This is a genomic window from Microcoleus sp. D3_18_C4, assembly GCF_036702355.1.
Lineage (GTDB): Bacteria > Cyanobacteriota > Cyanobacteriia > Cyanobacteriales > Microcoleaceae > Microcoleus.
This window is the reverse complement of the sequence record NZ_JAUBTF010000001.1, coordinates 207,262-223,587: the sequence shown is the minus strand read 5'-3', so window position 1 is coordinate 223,587 and position 16,326 is coordinate 207,262. Positions and strand designations below refer to the sequence as shown.

13 protein-coding genes and 1 pseudogene are annotated in these 16,326 nt (G+C 45.7%); 11 read left to right on the top strand and 3 right to left on the bottom strand.

Translation table 11 applies throughout. The features are described 5' to 3' along the window. The 7 genes and pseudogenes from QUA90_RS00925 to QUA90_RS00900 form a co-directional block, all read left to right on the top strand. Positions 1 to 256 (top strand): annotated as a pseudogene (locus QUA90_RS00925) (hypothetical protein); the annotation flags it as partial. A 21-nt stretch (positions 257 to 277) separates the two neighbouring features. Continuing rightward, positions 278 to 394: a DUF3574 domain-containing protein gene (locus QUA90_RS30385; RefSeq protein ID WP_445300083.1), complete on the top strand. Its 117-nt coding sequence runs from the start codon at positions 278 to 280 to the stop codon at positions 392 to 394. A gap of 211 nt (positions 395 to 605) precedes the next feature. After that, on the top strand, positions 606 to 872 hold the full coding sequence (locus QUA90_RS00920; protein ID WP_333384511.1) for a hypothetical protein: 267 nt from the start codon (positions 606 to 608) through the stop codon (positions 870 to 872). 475 nt (positions 873 to 1,347) lie between these two features. After that, positions 1,348 to 1,854 (top strand): hypothetical protein, encoded by a 507-nt coding sequence (locus QUA90_RS00915; RefSeq protein ID WP_333327596.1) that lies wholly within the window; start codon positions 1,348 to 1,350, stop codon positions 1,852 to 1,854. Positions 1,855 to 2,133: 279 nt separating this feature from the next. Further along, a complete protein-coding gene (locus tag QUA90_RS00910; RefSeq protein WP_333327599.1) occupies positions 2,134 to 4,167 on the top strand; it encodes an ABC transporter ATP-binding protein in 2,034 nt (677 codons plus the stop codon). Between the two features lie 645 nt (positions 4,168 to 4,812). After that, positions 4,813 to 8,763, top strand: a complete 3,951-nt coding sequence (locus QUA90_RS00905) for a GAF domain-containing protein (RefSeq protein WP_333443365.1) — start codon at positions 4,813 to 4,815, stop codon at positions 8,761 to 8,763. A gap of 334 nt (positions 8,764 to 9,097) precedes the next feature. Then, positions 9,098 to 10,396: a cytochrome P450 gene (locus QUA90_RS00900; protein ID WP_333443363.1), complete on the top strand. Its 1,299-nt coding sequence runs from the start codon at positions 9,098 to 9,100 to the stop codon at positions 10,394 to 10,396. 111 nt (positions 10,397 to 10,507) lie between these two features. On the opposite strand, the gene QUA90_RS00895 is transcribed toward QUA90_RS00900, so the two are convergent. Both QUA90_RS00895 and QUA90_RS00890 read right to left on the bottom strand, forming a co-directional pair. Next, complete coding sequence (locus QUA90_RS00895; RefSeq protein WP_333072653.1) at positions 10,508 to 11,113, bottom strand: chorismate lyase; 606 nt, start codon at positions 11,111 to 11,113, stop codon at positions 10,508 to 10,510. Between the two features lie 106 nt (positions 11,114 to 11,219). Beyond that, a complete protein-coding gene (locus QUA90_RS00890) occupies positions 11,220 to 11,360 on the bottom strand; it encodes a hypothetical protein (protein WP_333327608.1) in 141 nt (46 codons plus the stop codon). Between the two features lie 3 nt (positions 11,361 to 11,363). Here QUA90_RS00890 and QUA90_RS00885 point away from each other — a divergent pair, with 3 nt between their 5' ends. Continuing rightward, complete coding sequence (locus tag QUA90_RS00885; RefSeq protein ID WP_333443361.1) at positions 11,364 to 12,983, top strand: NAD(P)/FAD-dependent oxidoreductase; 1,620 nt, start codon at positions 11,364 to 11,366, stop codon at positions 12,981 to 12,983. A gap of 76 nt (positions 12,984 to 13,059) precedes the next feature. On the opposite strand, the gene QUA90_RS00880 is transcribed toward QUA90_RS00885, so the two are convergent. Continuing rightward, on the bottom strand, positions 13,060 to 13,611 hold the full coding sequence (locus QUA90_RS00880; protein ID WP_333443359.1) for an acireductone dioxygenase: 552 nt from the start codon (positions 13,609 to 13,611) through the stop codon (positions 13,060 to 13,062). A 227-nt stretch (positions 13,612 to 13,838) separates the two neighbouring features. Between QUA90_RS00880 and QUA90_RS00875 the strand changes: the two genes are divergently transcribed. The 3 genes from QUA90_RS00875 to QUA90_RS00865 all read left to right on the top strand — a co-directional run bounded on the left by QUA90_RS00875 (position 13,839) and on the right by QUA90_RS00865 (position 16,243). Next, positions 13,839 to 14,804 carry a M48 family metallopeptidase gene (locus QUA90_RS00875; RefSeq protein WP_333229975.1) on the top strand — a complete coding sequence of 322 codons (966 nt, stop codon included), beginning with the start codon at positions 13,839 to 13,841 and terminating at the stop codon, positions 14,802 to 14,804. 219 nt (positions 14,805 to 15,023) lie between these two features. Beyond that, positions 15,024 to 15,449, top strand: a complete 426-nt coding sequence (locus tag QUA90_RS00870; protein WP_333229976.1) for a DUF4359 domain-containing protein — start codon at positions 15,024 to 15,026, stop codon at positions 15,447 to 15,449. Between the two features lie 233 nt (positions 15,450 to 15,682). Continuing rightward, a complete protein-coding gene (locus QUA90_RS00865) occupies positions 15,683 to 16,243 on the top strand; it encodes a TerD family protein (protein ID WP_333443356.1) in 561 nt (186 codons plus the stop codon). Positions 16,244 to 16,326: the final 83 nt, after the last annotated feature.

The following is a 16,326-nucleotide window of genomic DNA, read 5'->3' as shown; positions in this document are numbered from 1 at the left end:
TTGGTTAATATTAAGCACTTTAAAAACTGGTTTACAAGCTGCTGCTACTGTACTTCATAAACCTGGAATCCCCTGTATTAACAGTCTTTGCTTGACAGGCCTGCTGTTCATCCTGCCTGTTTGTCCTGCGACAATTGCCCGCGCTCAACTTCCCGAAACTTCGGAGACTAATGCCAAGCAAACAAATCTCCTCAAAGATGAACTATATTTTGGCTTAACAAAACCGGGATGCGAGACAATTGATGAATCAGAATAGCAGGAGTTTGTCAAGGCAGTTATTGCCCCTCGCTTTCGGCAAGGGCTAAGCGTATTAGACGGCTCCGGGCAGTTTCTCAACAGCTCTGGAATTCTGATTAGAGAAAACTCTAAAATAAATAGTTATTTTAATTTATGAAAGTAGTCCGGCAAAGAATCAAGCTATTCATGAAATTATCGAAACTTACAAGCGCACTTACCAGCAATAGTCAGTGTGGCGGGCTACCAGCGAAGTTAAGGTTTCTTTCTGATGCGGTCATCGAATCAGTGTATTTATGATATTATTTGTGCTGAGCAAGGTCATATCCTCAAAGATAAGTAGGGTGCGGGTGCAAGAAAAATCATAATTTGTGGGTATCGATCGCACACTGCAAAAAATCGCTAGAAAAACCTGCCCGGGAGAAAACAAAAACATGATGAACGACGGCAACCAAAAAGCTGAAGCGCCTGAAACCGAGGATGCACAAAATTTGTCCGGCATGGCGAAAGCTTTTCTTGTGAGCGTGGCTTGGTCTTACGCAGAGGCATTGGAGCGAATGAAACGATCGCGAAATCCACAGCAACCCGCGCCGGAATCTCCGACAGAACAAGTCGAACCCGATCCTGAAAAAAATTAATGAAAGACTATTAATGCGAGCGATTTGCCAAACTATCTGGGGGTGCGATCGAACGCAATAGTCAATTAGCTGTTTTGAGTTAAGAACAATCTACTCAGAACAGCGAACTGTGCAGCTTAAGCCGGATTTGTATTGGATTTTACAACAATAAAAAAAACTGAAAGCCCCGTGACAAGCGAATTTCAAAGGTGGTACCCGCCACGTGATTTATCCGTGGAATCAATCCACAATCTAAAATCTAAAATCCTCAAGCCCCCAAATTTATCCGTGGGGTCAATCCAAAATCTAAAATCTAAAATCTAAAATCGAATGACCCTTCAACAAGCTCAGGAAAAGCTTTAGTCCGGCGATGACAACTGCGTTGCAGGTTTGAACCTCAACCTATATCTGTCCCTAAAAGGGATTTAAACTAAACTAATGTACGGTTTTACCGCTACAGTGTACAAAACAAATAACCAATTTTTAGATCTGTCTCATGTCTAATTCAAAAATGATTGGTAAAGCGATCGCAGGTAGCCTTTGCTTGGGCATCCTCATTAGCTTCAACGCCTCACTCGGCCCCGCATCAGCAGCAACACCAACAATTGCTGAAGCTACAGCCCCGGCCACCAGCAACATCGACACGCAACTTCTAGGCCAATGGCAAGGCACAGCCTCAGGTCAGTCTTTCACCTTCATCTTTGCCCCAGAAGGCAAATTGTTCCTCATGGCTAAAGGCCCCGACGGAGCCGTCCGCGCCCAAGAAATGAGGTACAAAGTTAATCTCGGTGAAAAACCGATGCACCTTGATGTCGGCCTCAGCAGCACACAAACAGTTGAGACTGTTTTTGAGTTGACTGCTGAAGGTCAAATGCGCCTTCAGTTGCAAGGCACCAATCCCGGACAGGCGAGACCTAATGCCTTAAACGAACAGGCAACCGTGTTTAAAAAGGTCTCCGAAGCCACTGCACTTCCTGCTGACACTCAAATCATCGGTTTTTGAGGAAAATTGCAGGCAGAAGGCACTTATGGCAATTGTCAATTGAGTGAGGTACTGATTGGGATTTTCGATTTTCGATTTTCGATTGCGAAATTGCGAAATTGCTAAGACAGCCGGCGAGTACCTCACCTGATTGAGATCCGCTATAACTAGCCCTGAGTTTTCTGATTGCCACGCTTCGCGAGGAACGAAGCAATCTTAAAACTTTCCCCGTGCCTTCTGCCTTGAACAGGCCCTGCTACAATCCACTTAATCTCCCTTTAATTTTTGCCATAGACTTCCATGAGTGAAACCGTCCTAGAAGTTCGCAACCTGCGGGTTCAATTTCAATCTGCGGACGCAGGCGATGCGTCTGCAACCGTCAAAGCGGTTGACGGCATTTCCTTTGAGGTCAAGCGAGGGCAAACTCTGGGCATCGTGGGAGAGTCGGGATCGGGAAAATCGGTAACATCCCTCGCTGTTATGGGTTTGCTGTCGAGTTCGTCAACGAAAATCGACGGCGAAATTTGGTTTTATTCGACAAAAGACGGCGCTAGCAATGGGCCTGTGAATCTGCTGGAAATGCCGGACAGGGAAAAACAAACATACCGGGGCAGCCAGATTGCGACGATTTTTCAAGAGCCGATGAGTTCGCTAAATCCCGTTTATACGATCGGATTTCAACTCACAGAAGCCATTTGTTTGCACCAACAGGTGTCGCAGACAGAAGCGCGGCGCCAAGCTGCTTCTCTGCTGCAAGAAGTGAAGCTGCTACCGGCCGACGATGAGATCAGGCAGCGGTGTTTGGCTTTGCGGCAAGAGCATTCCCGGACTGCTGCGGGGAATCAAGCACTTATGGAGGACGATCGCGATTTGATGCAGCTCGTCAACGGTCAAAAACAAGCTATGCTCGATCGCTATCCCCACGAACTCTCAGGCGGCCAAATCCAGCGCGTGATGATTGCAATGGCCATTTCTTGCAATCCAACTTTATTAATTGCTGATGAACCTACCACGGCTTTGGACGTAACCGTGCAGGCAACAATCTTAGCTTTGCTGCGCGAGTTGCGCGACTCTAGAGGCATGGCAATGATTTTTATTACCCACGATTTGGGCGTCATTGCTGAAATTGGCGATACGGTGGCGGTGATGTACCGAGGCAAGATTGTTGAGTGCGGTGCGATCGAACAAATTTTCAGCAATCCCCAACATCCTTACACAAAAGGTCTGTTAGCTTGCCGCCCAACTCTCGATCGGCAACTGCGCCGCTTGCCGACAGTTTCCGATTTTATGGATGTCACCACAAATGCTAGCGGCGAATTAGTAATTGTCGAGAAAAATGCCGATTTAGACGGCGACAACAGCGGGGGAAATCCCGCTTTTGTCACAGGAAAACCGCCTCGGCTGCCGCATATTTCCGGCCCTTTGCTAGCTGTTAATAACTTGCGCGTCGGTTTTCCGGTGCAGGGGATATTTGGCGAAACTCAACGCTTGTTTATGGCGGTAAATGATATTTCTTTTGAGGTTTACCCGGGCGAGACTTTGGGTTTGGTGGGCGAGTCGGGCTGCGGCAAATCAACTTTGGCGAGAGCCTTGCTGCAATTAATTCCGATCGCCAGCGGTAAAGTGTTTTTTGAAGGTCAAGAAATTACGCCTCCTACGAAAAGTAGTTCGGCATCGCAGTGGATGGCTAATTATCGGATGAAAAAAGAGTACGATCGCAAATTGCGCTGGCTGCGGCGCGATATGCAAATTATTTTTCAAGACCCTTTTAGTTCTCTCGATCCACGCCTAAATGTTGGGGATGCGGTGATGGAACCGATGGTGATTCACCGCTTTGGTAAGAACCAGAAAGAACAGCGCGATCGCGGGGCTTATTTGTTGGATAGAGTGGGTTTAAATCCCGATTTTATGCGGCGCTACCCTCACGAGTTTTCCGGGGGACAGCGGCAGCGAATTTGTATTGCTAGAGCTTTGGCTTTGAATCCTAAGTTTATTATTTGCGATGAGTCGGTTTCGGCCTTAGATGTGTCGGTGCAGGCGCAAGTTTTAAATTTGCTGAAGGAGTTGCAAACAGAGTTTGGACTGACTTATATTTTTATTTCTCACGATTTGAGCGTGGTCAAGTTTATGAGCGATCGCGCGATCGTCATGAACAAAGGTAAAATCGAGGAAATTGGAACTGCCGAGCGCATTTACCGCCAACCGCAGCAAGCTTACACGCGACAACTTATAGCTTCTATTCCAGCAGGGAATTTGGAGCGAATTCGGCAACAGCAACTAGGTCGCCAAGCTGCGTGGCCCCCGTCGCCTGCAGATGAATCAGAACAAAATTGATATTTAGTGTTTTAAACTCGTATCAATTACCAATTACTAATTAGCCATTACGCGCGAACATATCGGGCTACCAAAAACTGCTACGAAATTTTTTTTCATTTTATCTTCCCAAATTAGCAGTTTATCTTGATTTTAACTTCATAATTTCTGGTGAAATTCTACCTGCTTGAACTTGACTAACATTCCGGGTTGTTCAAGCCACAGCCAGGGAACTCCACGCAGTATTTTCCTACATCAAACCCTGTTATTTCTAGACGCAAAAAGTGGGGTATAACACGCTACTCTAACACAGTAAGCAGCTTCAGGCTTAGCCTACATAATTAGGTTATGCACCCAGGAGTGCGAGTTTCTGCGTCCAGGACTAGCTAAATTAGGCCAAATGTCCAATGACTAACAACAATATGTCGCGTAGTATTATATGTAAACTCTCTTTCTCTGAGTCGGAAAAATTAGAAAATGCCTACCCCAGCTAAAAAGAGATTGATTGCTACTTCCGTAAAGACACTTAATTGTTTAGCCGGGTTGCGTAAATTTACGCAAATTTTAAAAGGCTAGATTTTGCAAGTTAGAAAAATTTTATAATATTTAAATATTTTTATGGTTATTTTGAATCACTGCAAGTAAAACGCAATCAAGAGTAAAAAAATGAAATCTTCTGTTCGTATTGAAGAATCGAAAAGCACTAAACTATCGAACCTACTGCAACTGTTGTTGATAAAAATTACCGCAGCAGTCACCCGAATAGAAAAGGCAGAAGGCAGAAAGCAGTATGAAAAAAAAATCAGCTTAGGGACGATCGCCCCTGGCAGTGTATTCTCAATTTTGATAATTGTACTGCTTGTCTTAAACGGGTGGCTCGTAGCTGGCAGCGGTGATAATTTCTACGATAGCCAACTCGCCCTGGGATTTTTGGCAATAGCAAATATTGTCTTTTTGGCAGTATCGGCGCGCTCAAACGCATCTGCTGTCGTAGCCCAAAACGATCGCCCATCCAGCGAACCCAACGGGGGCGATCGCTTTTTTAGCCTCTCGCTAGATATGCTGTGCGTCCTTAGTTTTGACGGTTATATAACACTCATCAACCCAGCAGCAGAAAAAATCCTCGGCTATTCCCCAGGAGAAATGATTGGCCAACTCTTCATTGAATTCGTGCATCCAGACGATCGCGAAATTACTTTAAAAGAAGCTGAAAGTATTGCTGCGGGGAATAATACCGTTGGGTTTGAAAACCGCTGGCGCTGTCGAAACGGTTATTACAAGTGGATAGCCTGGACTGCTACCCGTTTCTGCGAGGAAGAATTGATCTATGGTGTTGGCCGCGACATTACCGATAGCAAACAAGCAGAAGCAGCACTGCAAGAGAGTCAGCATTTTGTTGAGCGAATTGCCAATACCAGTCCGAATCTTCTCTTTGTTTACGACGAAACCGAGCAGCGAAATGTCTACAGTAACCGCGAAATCACTGATACCCTCGGCTACACCGCCGAAGAAGTTGAAAACATGGGCAGCAATCTACTGCCCACCATCATCCACCCTGACGACTTAGCTAAATTTCCAGGATATTTTCAGCAATTAGAAAATGCTCCCGACGGCGAAGTTATTGAGTACGAATATCGGGTGCGCGATCGACAAAATTCTTGGCACTGGTTAGTCAGCCGGAATATTGTATTTAGCAGAACCGAGGAGGGAACAATTAAGCAGCGTCTCGGTGCTGCTACGGACATTACAGAGCGCAAAATAGCAGAACAAGCTTTAGCAGAACAATTGAAACTTTCTCTATTCACAGCAGATGTGGGAATTGCTCTAACTCAAAACCAGACTTTGCTTGCAACTTTGCAATATTGCGCCGATGCAGTTGTGCGCCATTTGGATGTTGCCTTTGCTCGGATTTGGACGCTGAATGAAGAGGGAAATGTATTGCAACTGCAAGCAAGCGCGGGGATATATACTCATATTGACGGCGCTCACAGCCGCATTCCTGTCGGTGAGTTCAAGATTGGTTTAATCGCCCTGGAGCGACAACCTCACATCACTAATTCTGTGCAAGAAGATCCCCGAATCAAGGACAAAGAATGGGCCTCACGAGAAGGAATGGTTGCTTTTGCTGGATATCCGCTAATTGTTGACAATCAGTTGCTGGGAGTAATCGCGATGTTTGCTCGCCAGGAGTTGAACGAATCAACGCTGGTTGCTTTAGCGTTAAGTGCCGATGCGATCGCCCTGGGAATTAAGCGCAAACAAACAGAAGAAGCTCTCGCCAGACAAAAGCAAACTTTGAGGGCAATTATTGACAACGCTCCGATTTGGGTGTGGATGGCAAATGCTAGCGGGCGGATGTTATTAGTTAACAAAACTTTCTGCGAAGATGTGGGTATACCTGAATCAAGATTTTTAGCAGCCTCTCACTATTCCGAAGTTTTGGGCTTAGAACAATCTGCTAACTGCATGGCATCTGACGCGCAAGCGTGGAGCCAAGATATTCCATGTTATACGGAAGAAATTATAGAGCTTACTGATGGTGACTATCACCAGTTTGACACAATTAAAACTAAGGTCAAAGATGATTGTGGTAACGCGATCGGCTTAATCGGTTTGGGTTTGGACGTTACAAAACAAAAAGAAGCTCAAAGACAGTTGCAAAAGTCGGAAGCGAGATTCCGCAAATTAGCTGAGCAGGAAGCGCTGCTGAACCAGCTAGCTAGCAATATCCGCCAATCTCTGGATTTAGATACTATTTTGGCGACAACTGTGCAGCAAATTCGCGAGTTGCTCCTGCTCGATCGCTGTCAGTTTATCTGGTATTTACCCGACGCTTCGCCGCCGGTTTGGAATGTGAGATACGAGGCAAAGAATGCCGATTTGCCCTCGCGTTTGGGTTTATATCCTGTCGAGCCAACTGCTTCTATCGGTGAGCGGATTGCCAATTTGGAAATAATTCAGATCGACGATGTTGAGGCATTAACCGATCCAGCCGAACGGGAATTTTTAATGTCTGTAGGGCTTAATTCTCTGCTGGACATTCCCCTTCAAACACCGTCGGGTCAAATTGGCGCGATCCTCTGCGGTTCTTGCAGCGGGGTGCGGCTGTGGAGAGACGAAGAAGTGGAACTGTTAATGGCAGTAGGAACTCAATTGGCGATCGCCATTAATCAAGCCGAACTTTACGAAAAATCTCGCCTCGCCGCCGCCGAATCAAAAGCAGCAGCAATGCAGCAAAAATTGCTCAACCAGCTAGGCAGTCAAATCCGCGCTTCTCTTGATTTAGATACTATCTTGGCAACAACTGTGCGGCAAATTCGCGACTTGCTGCAACTCGATCGCTGTCTATTTATGTGGTATACGCCCGAGGCCGAGACGCCCGCTTGGGATATCATCCACGAAGCTAAAAATGATGACTTGCTGTCGCTTTTGGGTTATTACCCTGCTGAGGTAACGGGGACGCTGGCGCAAAAGATAGCTAATTTGGAAATCTATCAAATAGATGATGTTACAACTTTCAGCGATCCAGTAGAAAGGGAATTCTTTTTGCAGGTGGGTTACAAGTCTGTCTTGGATTTGCCGGTTAAGAGTGCAGGGGGTTTAACTGGAGTTGTTGGCTGCACTTCTTGCCGCGAGGTGCACAGGTGGACAAAAGACGAAGTGGAGTTGCTATCGGCAATTTGCGATCAATTGTCGATCGCCATCAGTCAATCCGAACTCTACACTAAAAGCGTCGATTCAGCCCGGATAGCGCAAGAACAAGCTGCCAAACTCGAAGTAACTCTGTGCGAACTCCAGCAAGCTCAAACTCAGCTCGTGCAGGCAGAAAAAATGTCGAGTCTCGGTCAGATGGTAGCAGGAATTGCCCACGAAATCAATAACCCGGTCAGCTTTATTTTCGGCAATCTTACCTACACAGAAGAATACACCAGAACCCTGATGAAACTGCTGCAAATGTATCGAGATGAATACCCGGAACCTTCTCCAGCGATTCAGGAGGAAATAGAAGTTTTAGAGCTGGATTTTGTGCTAGACGACTTGCCGAAAATGCTGTCTTCTATGCAGGTGGGAGCAACTCGCATCCGGGATATCGTGAGGAGTTTGCGGAATTTCTCTCGCCTCGATGAATCTGACATGAAAAAGGTTAACATTCACGAAGGCATCGACAGCACATTGATGATTTTAGAACACCGTCTGAAAGTTCAGCCTGAGCGCCCCGCAATTCAACTCGTTAAAGAATACGGACAATTGCCACTGGTGGAGTGCTACGCCGGACTCTTAAATCAGGTGTTTATGAATATTATTGCTAACGCTATTGACGTGTTACAAGAACCGCGCGAAAATCCGGGAATTATCCGCATTCGTACAGAGGTAGAAGGTACTCTCGCTGTGATTAAAATTTTTGATAATGGTGCAGGGATGACCGATCAAGTCAAGCAACGGATATTTGATCCCTTCTATACTACCAAACGTATCGGTTCGGGAACGGGGATGGGTTTAGCGATTTCCCATTCAATTATTGTCGAAAAACATAAAGGTGAAATTAAGTGTTTCTCGGTGGTGGGGAAAGGCACGGAATTTAGAATCGAGATTCCGATTAAAAGAACAGAAAATTAAATTGGTTTGTCGGCAAAAATACGAAGGTAGATCAGTTGGAAAAACCGGATTTTTTTTACTAACCTTAAGACTGACGCACCCTACAGGCTACCAACCGAGAAAAGTTATTTGACCAGAAATTTGTCGGGTTGACAATATGCACGAGACAACTAAAATGGATATGATATTAAAAATCTAAAATCTAAAATTTAAAATCTAAAATCTCAAGACTCACCCTACAGGCTACCAACAGAGAAAACTTATTTTACCAGAAATTTGTCGGTGCGTATTGCCCACCCTCCAACTAAAATTGATATGATATTAAAAATCTAAAATCTAAAATCTAAAATCTAAAATGGCATTACCTCCCGGCAGTTTCGGTTTACCCCTAATTGGCGATAGCCTTAACTTTTTGCGAGATTCCCAATTTGCCAAAAAACGCCACCAGCAGTACGGGCCCATTTTCAAAACCAGCCTTTTCGGACAGCCTACCGTGTTTATGCGTGGCCAAGAGGCTAGTTTGTTTGTTTTAAGCAATGACAACCGATATTTTGTTGTGACTTGGCCTGCCAGCACGAGAGCGCTTTTAGGGTCGCTTTCCTTGGCACTGCAAACGGGTGCTAACCACCAAAATCGGCGCAAGTTGCTGTACCAAGCGTTTCAGCCGCGAGCGCTGGCGGGCTACATCGGCGGGATGGAAGATATCACTCAGCGCTATTTGGAAAAATGGGCTAAAATGGAAACCATAACTTGGTATCCCGAACTGAGAAATTATACTTTTGATGTGGCGGGTAAGTTGTTAGTAGGGATTGAAAATGGTTCGGAAACGGCGCTGGGACATTATTTTGAAACTTGGTGCAATGGTTTATTTTCAATTCCTTTAGATGTGCCGTGGAGTCAGTTTGGTAAAGCTAAAAAGTGCCGAAAGCTGCTGTTGGCAGAACTTGAAAAGATTATTCGTGATCGCCAGCAAGGAACCCCTAGTGGCAATGATGCTTTGAGTTTGCTGATTTCGGCTCGCGATGACGAGGGAAATAGTTTGAGTTTGGATGAGTTAAAAGATCAAGTGCTGTTGCTGCTGTTTGCGGGACACGAAACTTTAACTTCGGCGATCGCCTCTTTTTGCCTTCTCCTAGCTCAACATCCCGATGTGATGGCAAAAGTCCGCACCGAACAGCAGCAGTTCCCCGCTACGGAACCCCTAACATTGGAGCAACTCAAACAAATGACCTATTTAGAACAGGTGCTGCAAGAAGTGCTGCGTTTAGTTCCACCGGTGGGAGGTATTTTTCGGACAGTCATTAATGCTTGTGAGTTCGGCGGCTATGAAATTCCCAAGGGCTGGACTGTGCTTTCTCAGATAAATCAAACCCATCAGGATAGTCAACTTTATCCTGAACCCGATCGCTTCGATCCCGATCGATTTAACTCCGAGCGATCGGCTAAACCGTTCAGTTACGTGCCATTTGGTGGAGGTTTGCGAGAATGTTTGGGCAAAGAATTTGCCAGGTTAGAAATGAAGTTGTTTGCGGCAAAGATTGTTCGGGAGTTTGAATGGGAGCTTTTACTGGATCAGGATTTGAATTTAATCCGAGTACCGACTCCCCATCCCCGCGATGGTTTGCGAGTAAAATTTCGGCGGAACTATTCTTAAGAACAGGCAAGATGCCTGTTCCACAAGAGATGAATTTTATTGTGGGGAGTAAGGGTTGGGCACGCGAGCCCGCCCTGAAAGCCTGATTGATAATGGTGCAAGATCTCAGCCTCAATCAACATCCAATTGCATCGGCCCCAAATACTTAGTTAAATAAGGAGAAAAAACCTCATAAATCAGAGTCAATGGCTTCCCGTGATGCCAAAACAAATAGTGTCGCCCCCAAAAAGGCCCCGACTCTTCAAACGCTGATTCCAAAGCAGCCGAATTACCGCAATAAATGCCCTGCACATCGCGATACAATTCTGTCCGCAGTCTCGCTAAACTAGCCCAAATTGGCAAAGATTTATTTTGTAAATATTCGTCTACGTGGCTCGCTTCCCACCAAGAAGTTGCATAGGCTAAGCGCTGTCCCGAAGCAGTCCGCAGCCACACTTGTCGGCGCAGGCGCGGCCCCGGAACCGCGACAATTTGCTGGGGCGCGCCGTCTGCGTCTTCACCCACTAAAGACATATCGATCACATCTACTTCTGTTGGTTCCCCTGTCAGCAGTTGCAGGTGACGGGTGGGGGAACCGTCGCCCAAGAGCAGTATTTGCCACGCCGGTGCGAGCTTGGTGTGGGGCAAACCCTTCTGTACTGCGTCTTCGGCTCCTTGCCACAGGGGGTTGAGAGCGTGCCAGGTGCGGCTGTTTTTGGGGGTGAATGTTGCAGTCAAGGGTCTTTACAAAACTTAATTTTTTGTTTATTATAACGCTTCTGCAATTATCCACTCAAAAATTAAAAATTGATCGCCCAATGACGATCGCCCATAGGATGCCCGGTTAAATAGTTATAATACTTCTGTTCGGAATTTTTATTCTTCCTTCTTCCTTCCTTCTTCCTTCTTCCTTCTTCCTGACATCCGTTACATCCGTTACATCCGTTACATCCGTTACATAATCCGTTGCCGAACTTCCTTCCACTATATGTTACGAATAACCGAAATAAAACTCCCCCTCGATCATCCTCAAGATGCGATCGCCAGCGCCATTCTCAAAAAGCTGCAAATTCCCCCCGAAGAATTGCTCAGCTATTCCATCTTCAAGCGCAGCTACGATGCTCGTAAAAAAGCAGAAATCCTCCTTGTCTATATTGTGGATGTAGAAACGACACAGGAAAAGCAACTTTTGGCGCGCTTCAAAAAAGATCCTCATGTAATGGTGACACCAGACACGAGTTATCGCTATGTAGCCAAAGCCCCCAGCAATTTGACGATTCGCCCCATTGTGATTGGTACAGGGCCGTGCGGGATGTTTGCAGGTCTGATGCTGGCACAAATGGGGTTTCGCCCCATCCTTTTAGAACGCGGAAAAGCAGTGCGCGATCGCACGGCTGACACCTTTGGATTTTGGAAGAAAAAAACAGAATTCAACCCAGAATCTAACGCCCAGTTTGGCGAAGGTGGTGCGGGTACTTTTTCCGATGGCAAGCTCTACAGCCAAGTTAAAGATCCTCAGCATTATGGACGCAAGGTGTTGACGGAACTTGTGAATGCAGGAGCTTCACCGGAAATTTTATATATTAATAAACCGCATATTGGCACGTTCAAACTGGTGGGAATTGTCCAAAGTCTTCGCGCCCAAATAGAAGCATTAGGCGGAGAAATTCGGTTTCAAAGTCGTGTAGAAGATATCCACATCGAAAATGGAAAAGTGCAGGGACTTACCCTCGCCAGCGGAGAATATATTGCTAGTAATTATATAGTTCTGGCGGTGGGACACAGCGCCCGCGATACTTTTGAAATGTTGTTTTCGCGCGGGGTTTACATCGAGGCTAAACCTTTTTCTATTGGTTTTCGGGTGGAACATCCCCAAACTATCATCGATCGCTGTCGTTTTGGCGATCGGGCGGGCCATAAGCTTTTGGGTGCCGCCGATTACAAACTGGTTCACCATTGCCAAAACAATCGTTCTGTGTATAGTTTCTGTATGTGTCCCGGTGGTTTGGTAGTGGCGGCTGCGTCAGAACCGGGGCGACTTGTCACTAATGGGATGAGTCAATATTCTCGCAATGAACGGAATGCTAACAGCGGGATTGTGGTGGGTATCACGCCGGAGGATTATCCGGGTCATCCCTTAGCCGGAATTGAGTTTCAACGTCGCCTAGAAGAACGGGCATTTGAGTTAGGAGGTGGCACTTACAACGCCCCTGGGCAGCTTGTGGGGGATTTTTTGGCGAATCGTCCTTCCACGGCGCTAGGCAGTGTGCAGCCGTCTTATACGCCGGGAGTTGTGATGACTGATTTGAGCGAAAGTTTGCCAGATTATGCGATCGCAGCTATCCGCGAAGCACTTCCGGCTTTTGACAAACAGATTAAAGGATTTGCGATGGATGATGCGGTTTTGACTGGGGTGGAAACGCGCACTTCTTCACCAATTCGGATTAAACGCAAGGAAGATTATCAGAGTTTGAATACAGAAGGTCTTTATCCTGCTGGGGAAGGTGCAGGATATGCGGGTGGAATCCTGTCGGCTGGGATTGATGGGATTAAGGTGGCGGAGGCGGTTGCTTTGAGTATTTTGCAATCTTCAAACCACAAAATTTGAGGCTGGATTTGAGGATTTTTAGATGATTTGAAGATTGCCCTCAACCGTCAACTGTCAACCGTCAACTGTCAAGTGTTCAAACAGCAGCTAAACGCGATCGAATTTCCGTATCCGTGTACTCCGGCGTCCAGCCTTTTGTGGTGGTAAAATAGCGCACCGCTTTAATTTTCCGGGCTGCTGTCAAATAAAACCAGTGTTCTGTATTCGCCGGCACGTTGATAAATTCTTCCGGCTGCACTGTGAGTTCGACTTGGCTGCCGTCGGGCCGCACGAAGCCGAAAATGCCCTCGCCTGCTACGATATAGCGGACTTCATCATCGGCGTGGATGTGGCACTTGTTGAATTTGGACAGCATGGTGTCCAGGTTGGGAATGTCTGGGTGCAGTACGATTAAGTCTCGCGACTGATAGCCTGCACTTTCCGATAATTGTTGAAAGTAGCCGTCGAGGGCTTGCAGCACTTGCTCTTTTTGATTGTCGTCAAGAGCATCTTTAGCTAACAAATTGTGAATTTCAGCGCTGTCACCCACGGGCCAGCGGTTGAGTTGAATGTTTAAGGAAGCGAGTTCGCGGGTAATGTCGTTTTGTTGAGTGTAGGTTGTACCGTTTTCGAGTTGCAGGATAGCCATTTTTGCACGTTCCAATTTTTGGGTGAGGCGATACACAGGCACTGTGAAAGATGTTTGTCGATCGCGCCTGTACCAGATTCACAATTTTAACGCTAATTTGAACAGGCTTTCCGCCCTGTTCCACAACAGTTCAATATTTGTCGCGATAACATTGATAAGTCAGGCGCCAGCTAGCACCAGCAGCGATCGGCAATCCTGATATCTTAAATGTAACTTTTGCAACAACTATGCCTACTTATACGGGAATTTCTAGTGAAGCATTTCAGCATCCCCTTGATCGCCAAGCTGAGGAAGCGTTACGCAGTGTGCCTGGATTTGACTTAATTGCCAGCAAATTTGTAGAATTTGTCTACGAACGACCGCAATTCGTTTACCTAATGGGAAATAGCATTCAAGTCGGCCCGCGCCAATATGCCAGCATTTATCATATATTTCGCGAGTGCGTGCAGGCTTTAGATGTTTTTCCAGAACCGGGTTTGTTTGTTTCTCAGAATCCCTCAGTTAACAGCTATGCCCTGGGAAAAAACCAGCCTTATGTAGAATTAAACACTGGTCTTTTAGACTTGTTGGACGAGGCGGAACTGCGGGTAGTCTTGGCTCACGAGTTGGGACACATTAAATGCGGCCATCCAACTTTAAATCAAATGGCGATGTGGGCGATGAGCGTTGCCTCGACAATTGGCGAGATGACTTTCGGTTTGGGAAATATGGTCGGTAGCGGTTTAATTTTCGCTTTTTACGAGTGGCGGCGCAAGGCTGAATTGTCGGCAGACCGGGCGGCTTTGTTGGTGACGGATGACTTGAACAGTGTGATGAAGACGATGATGAAACTTGCGGGAGTTAGCAGTAAATATGCTGACCAATGCAGTTTGCAAGAATTTATCCGCCAGTCTGACAACTATCAAGAGCTCGATCGAGACAATCTCAACCAAGTGTATAAATTTTTACTTTACAACGGGGGCCAAGGCGTGATGCTGAGTCACCCTTTCCCCGTGGAAAGGCTGAGGTATTTGCGAGACTGGGCCAGTTCCGAGGAATACCGCCAAATTAAGCTGGGGAACTACAAGCGGGCTGTATCCGAGGGCGCGGTTGATGTCAAGTCGCAAACGCCTAACAGTGAGACGGAGGCTTTGCGCCGTCAGATTGAAGAGTTGCAGCGGGAGATCGAGAGGCAAAAATCAAAGCGAAACTAAGTTTCCTCGTCCCCAGGCTCTGCCTGGGAACCAGCTAAATGTTTGTTGAAGATTTACCGGATTTGAGGGAGGGGGAAACGTAAAAGGAAGGTAAACCAGTGAGAGACTTACTCACAACTGGCCTCCAATCTAAAAACTGTCCCCTCCTTTCGGAAATCTGTTTCTGAGGAGGTGTAGTTTAAATCAAGAGAAGCTTATAAATCAACGGGGCTAAAAAAAATGAATATTGATAACGCAATGAATACTAACCAACCAACTTCTAGTTTTTTCGGCAATGTGGGAAAAGTTGCGATCGCGCTGACTCTTCTAGCTGCCGGTATGGCATTTACAAATCCTGGGAGAGACAAATACCTAACTTATGCTTCCGGGGTGCTACAAACCGAGTTGGAAAGCACTGTGTGTAAAGATTCTCGCGTTCCGAAAGCTTTGAGCGGCATTACAGATACTTTGATCGGCAGTTGCAAGAATTTGCTGACTTCGCAGCGCGACACGATCGAAAGCTTGCTCGACAATACAACGCAGCGTCAGAATTTAGGCGTTGCCAGTATTTACACAACTGAATTAGGTAAAAAAAGCTATCAAACGGTTGGAGCTTTTGGTAATTTTGTTACCCTGCCACCTAGTTCTGAAAATGTTCAAAATTAGAGTCAAATTAAGTTCACGTGTTGAAACCGGGTTTTTTAGAAAGCCCGGTTTTTGCTTACGTAATCCTCTCTCAGTAAATCTCAATAAATTCGGAGAGCAATAGCACATATTTTTAATGAGACCCGCTATTAGAGAGAAAATATTAAGTTTTCTTAAAGAAGAAAAGTTATTGTCCCACTTAATATTAACATGAACGCTATAAAGTTTGATGTTTAACAAATAAGCAGATGGTAATGCAATTAAGTAAGGGTGAGAGATTTAATATATCTAAAGAAGCGCCCGGTTTGAAAAAAATGGCGATCGCCCTCGGTTGGCAGGTGACAGAGGCAGGACAAAGCTACGAGATTGATGTCTCTGCCTTTATGCTAGGTGCTGACGGCAAAATCCCTAACGATAAATATTTGATATTTTACAATAATCTGCAATCTGGTGACAGTTCGGTACTGCAAGTGATTCGAGATAAAAACAACAGAAGTCAAGAGAATAAAACGATTTACGGCGTTATTTTAAAAAGAGTTAATCCTGAAATTGAGGAAATAACTTTTGTTGTGACTATTCACGAAGCCGATAAAATTAATGGAAATTTTAGCAATATAAAAAATGCTTTTATCAAAATTAGAAATTTGGATACAGGAAACGAACTTGTTCGTTATGAATTAAAAGAGAATTTTTCGCGAGAGACTGCTGTAGAATTTGGTCGCTTGTATAGAAAGAATGGAGAGTGGAGGTTTCAGGCGGTAGGAGCAGGATATCAGGCAGGATTGCAGAGTTTTGTTGATAAGTATTGCAGCTAAAGTAGCAGCGTTGAAAAAATCTCGCCTGCAAATTCTGATAGCATCAGTACAACAACTCGCAGCAGGAGAAGAAGTAAAAGGTA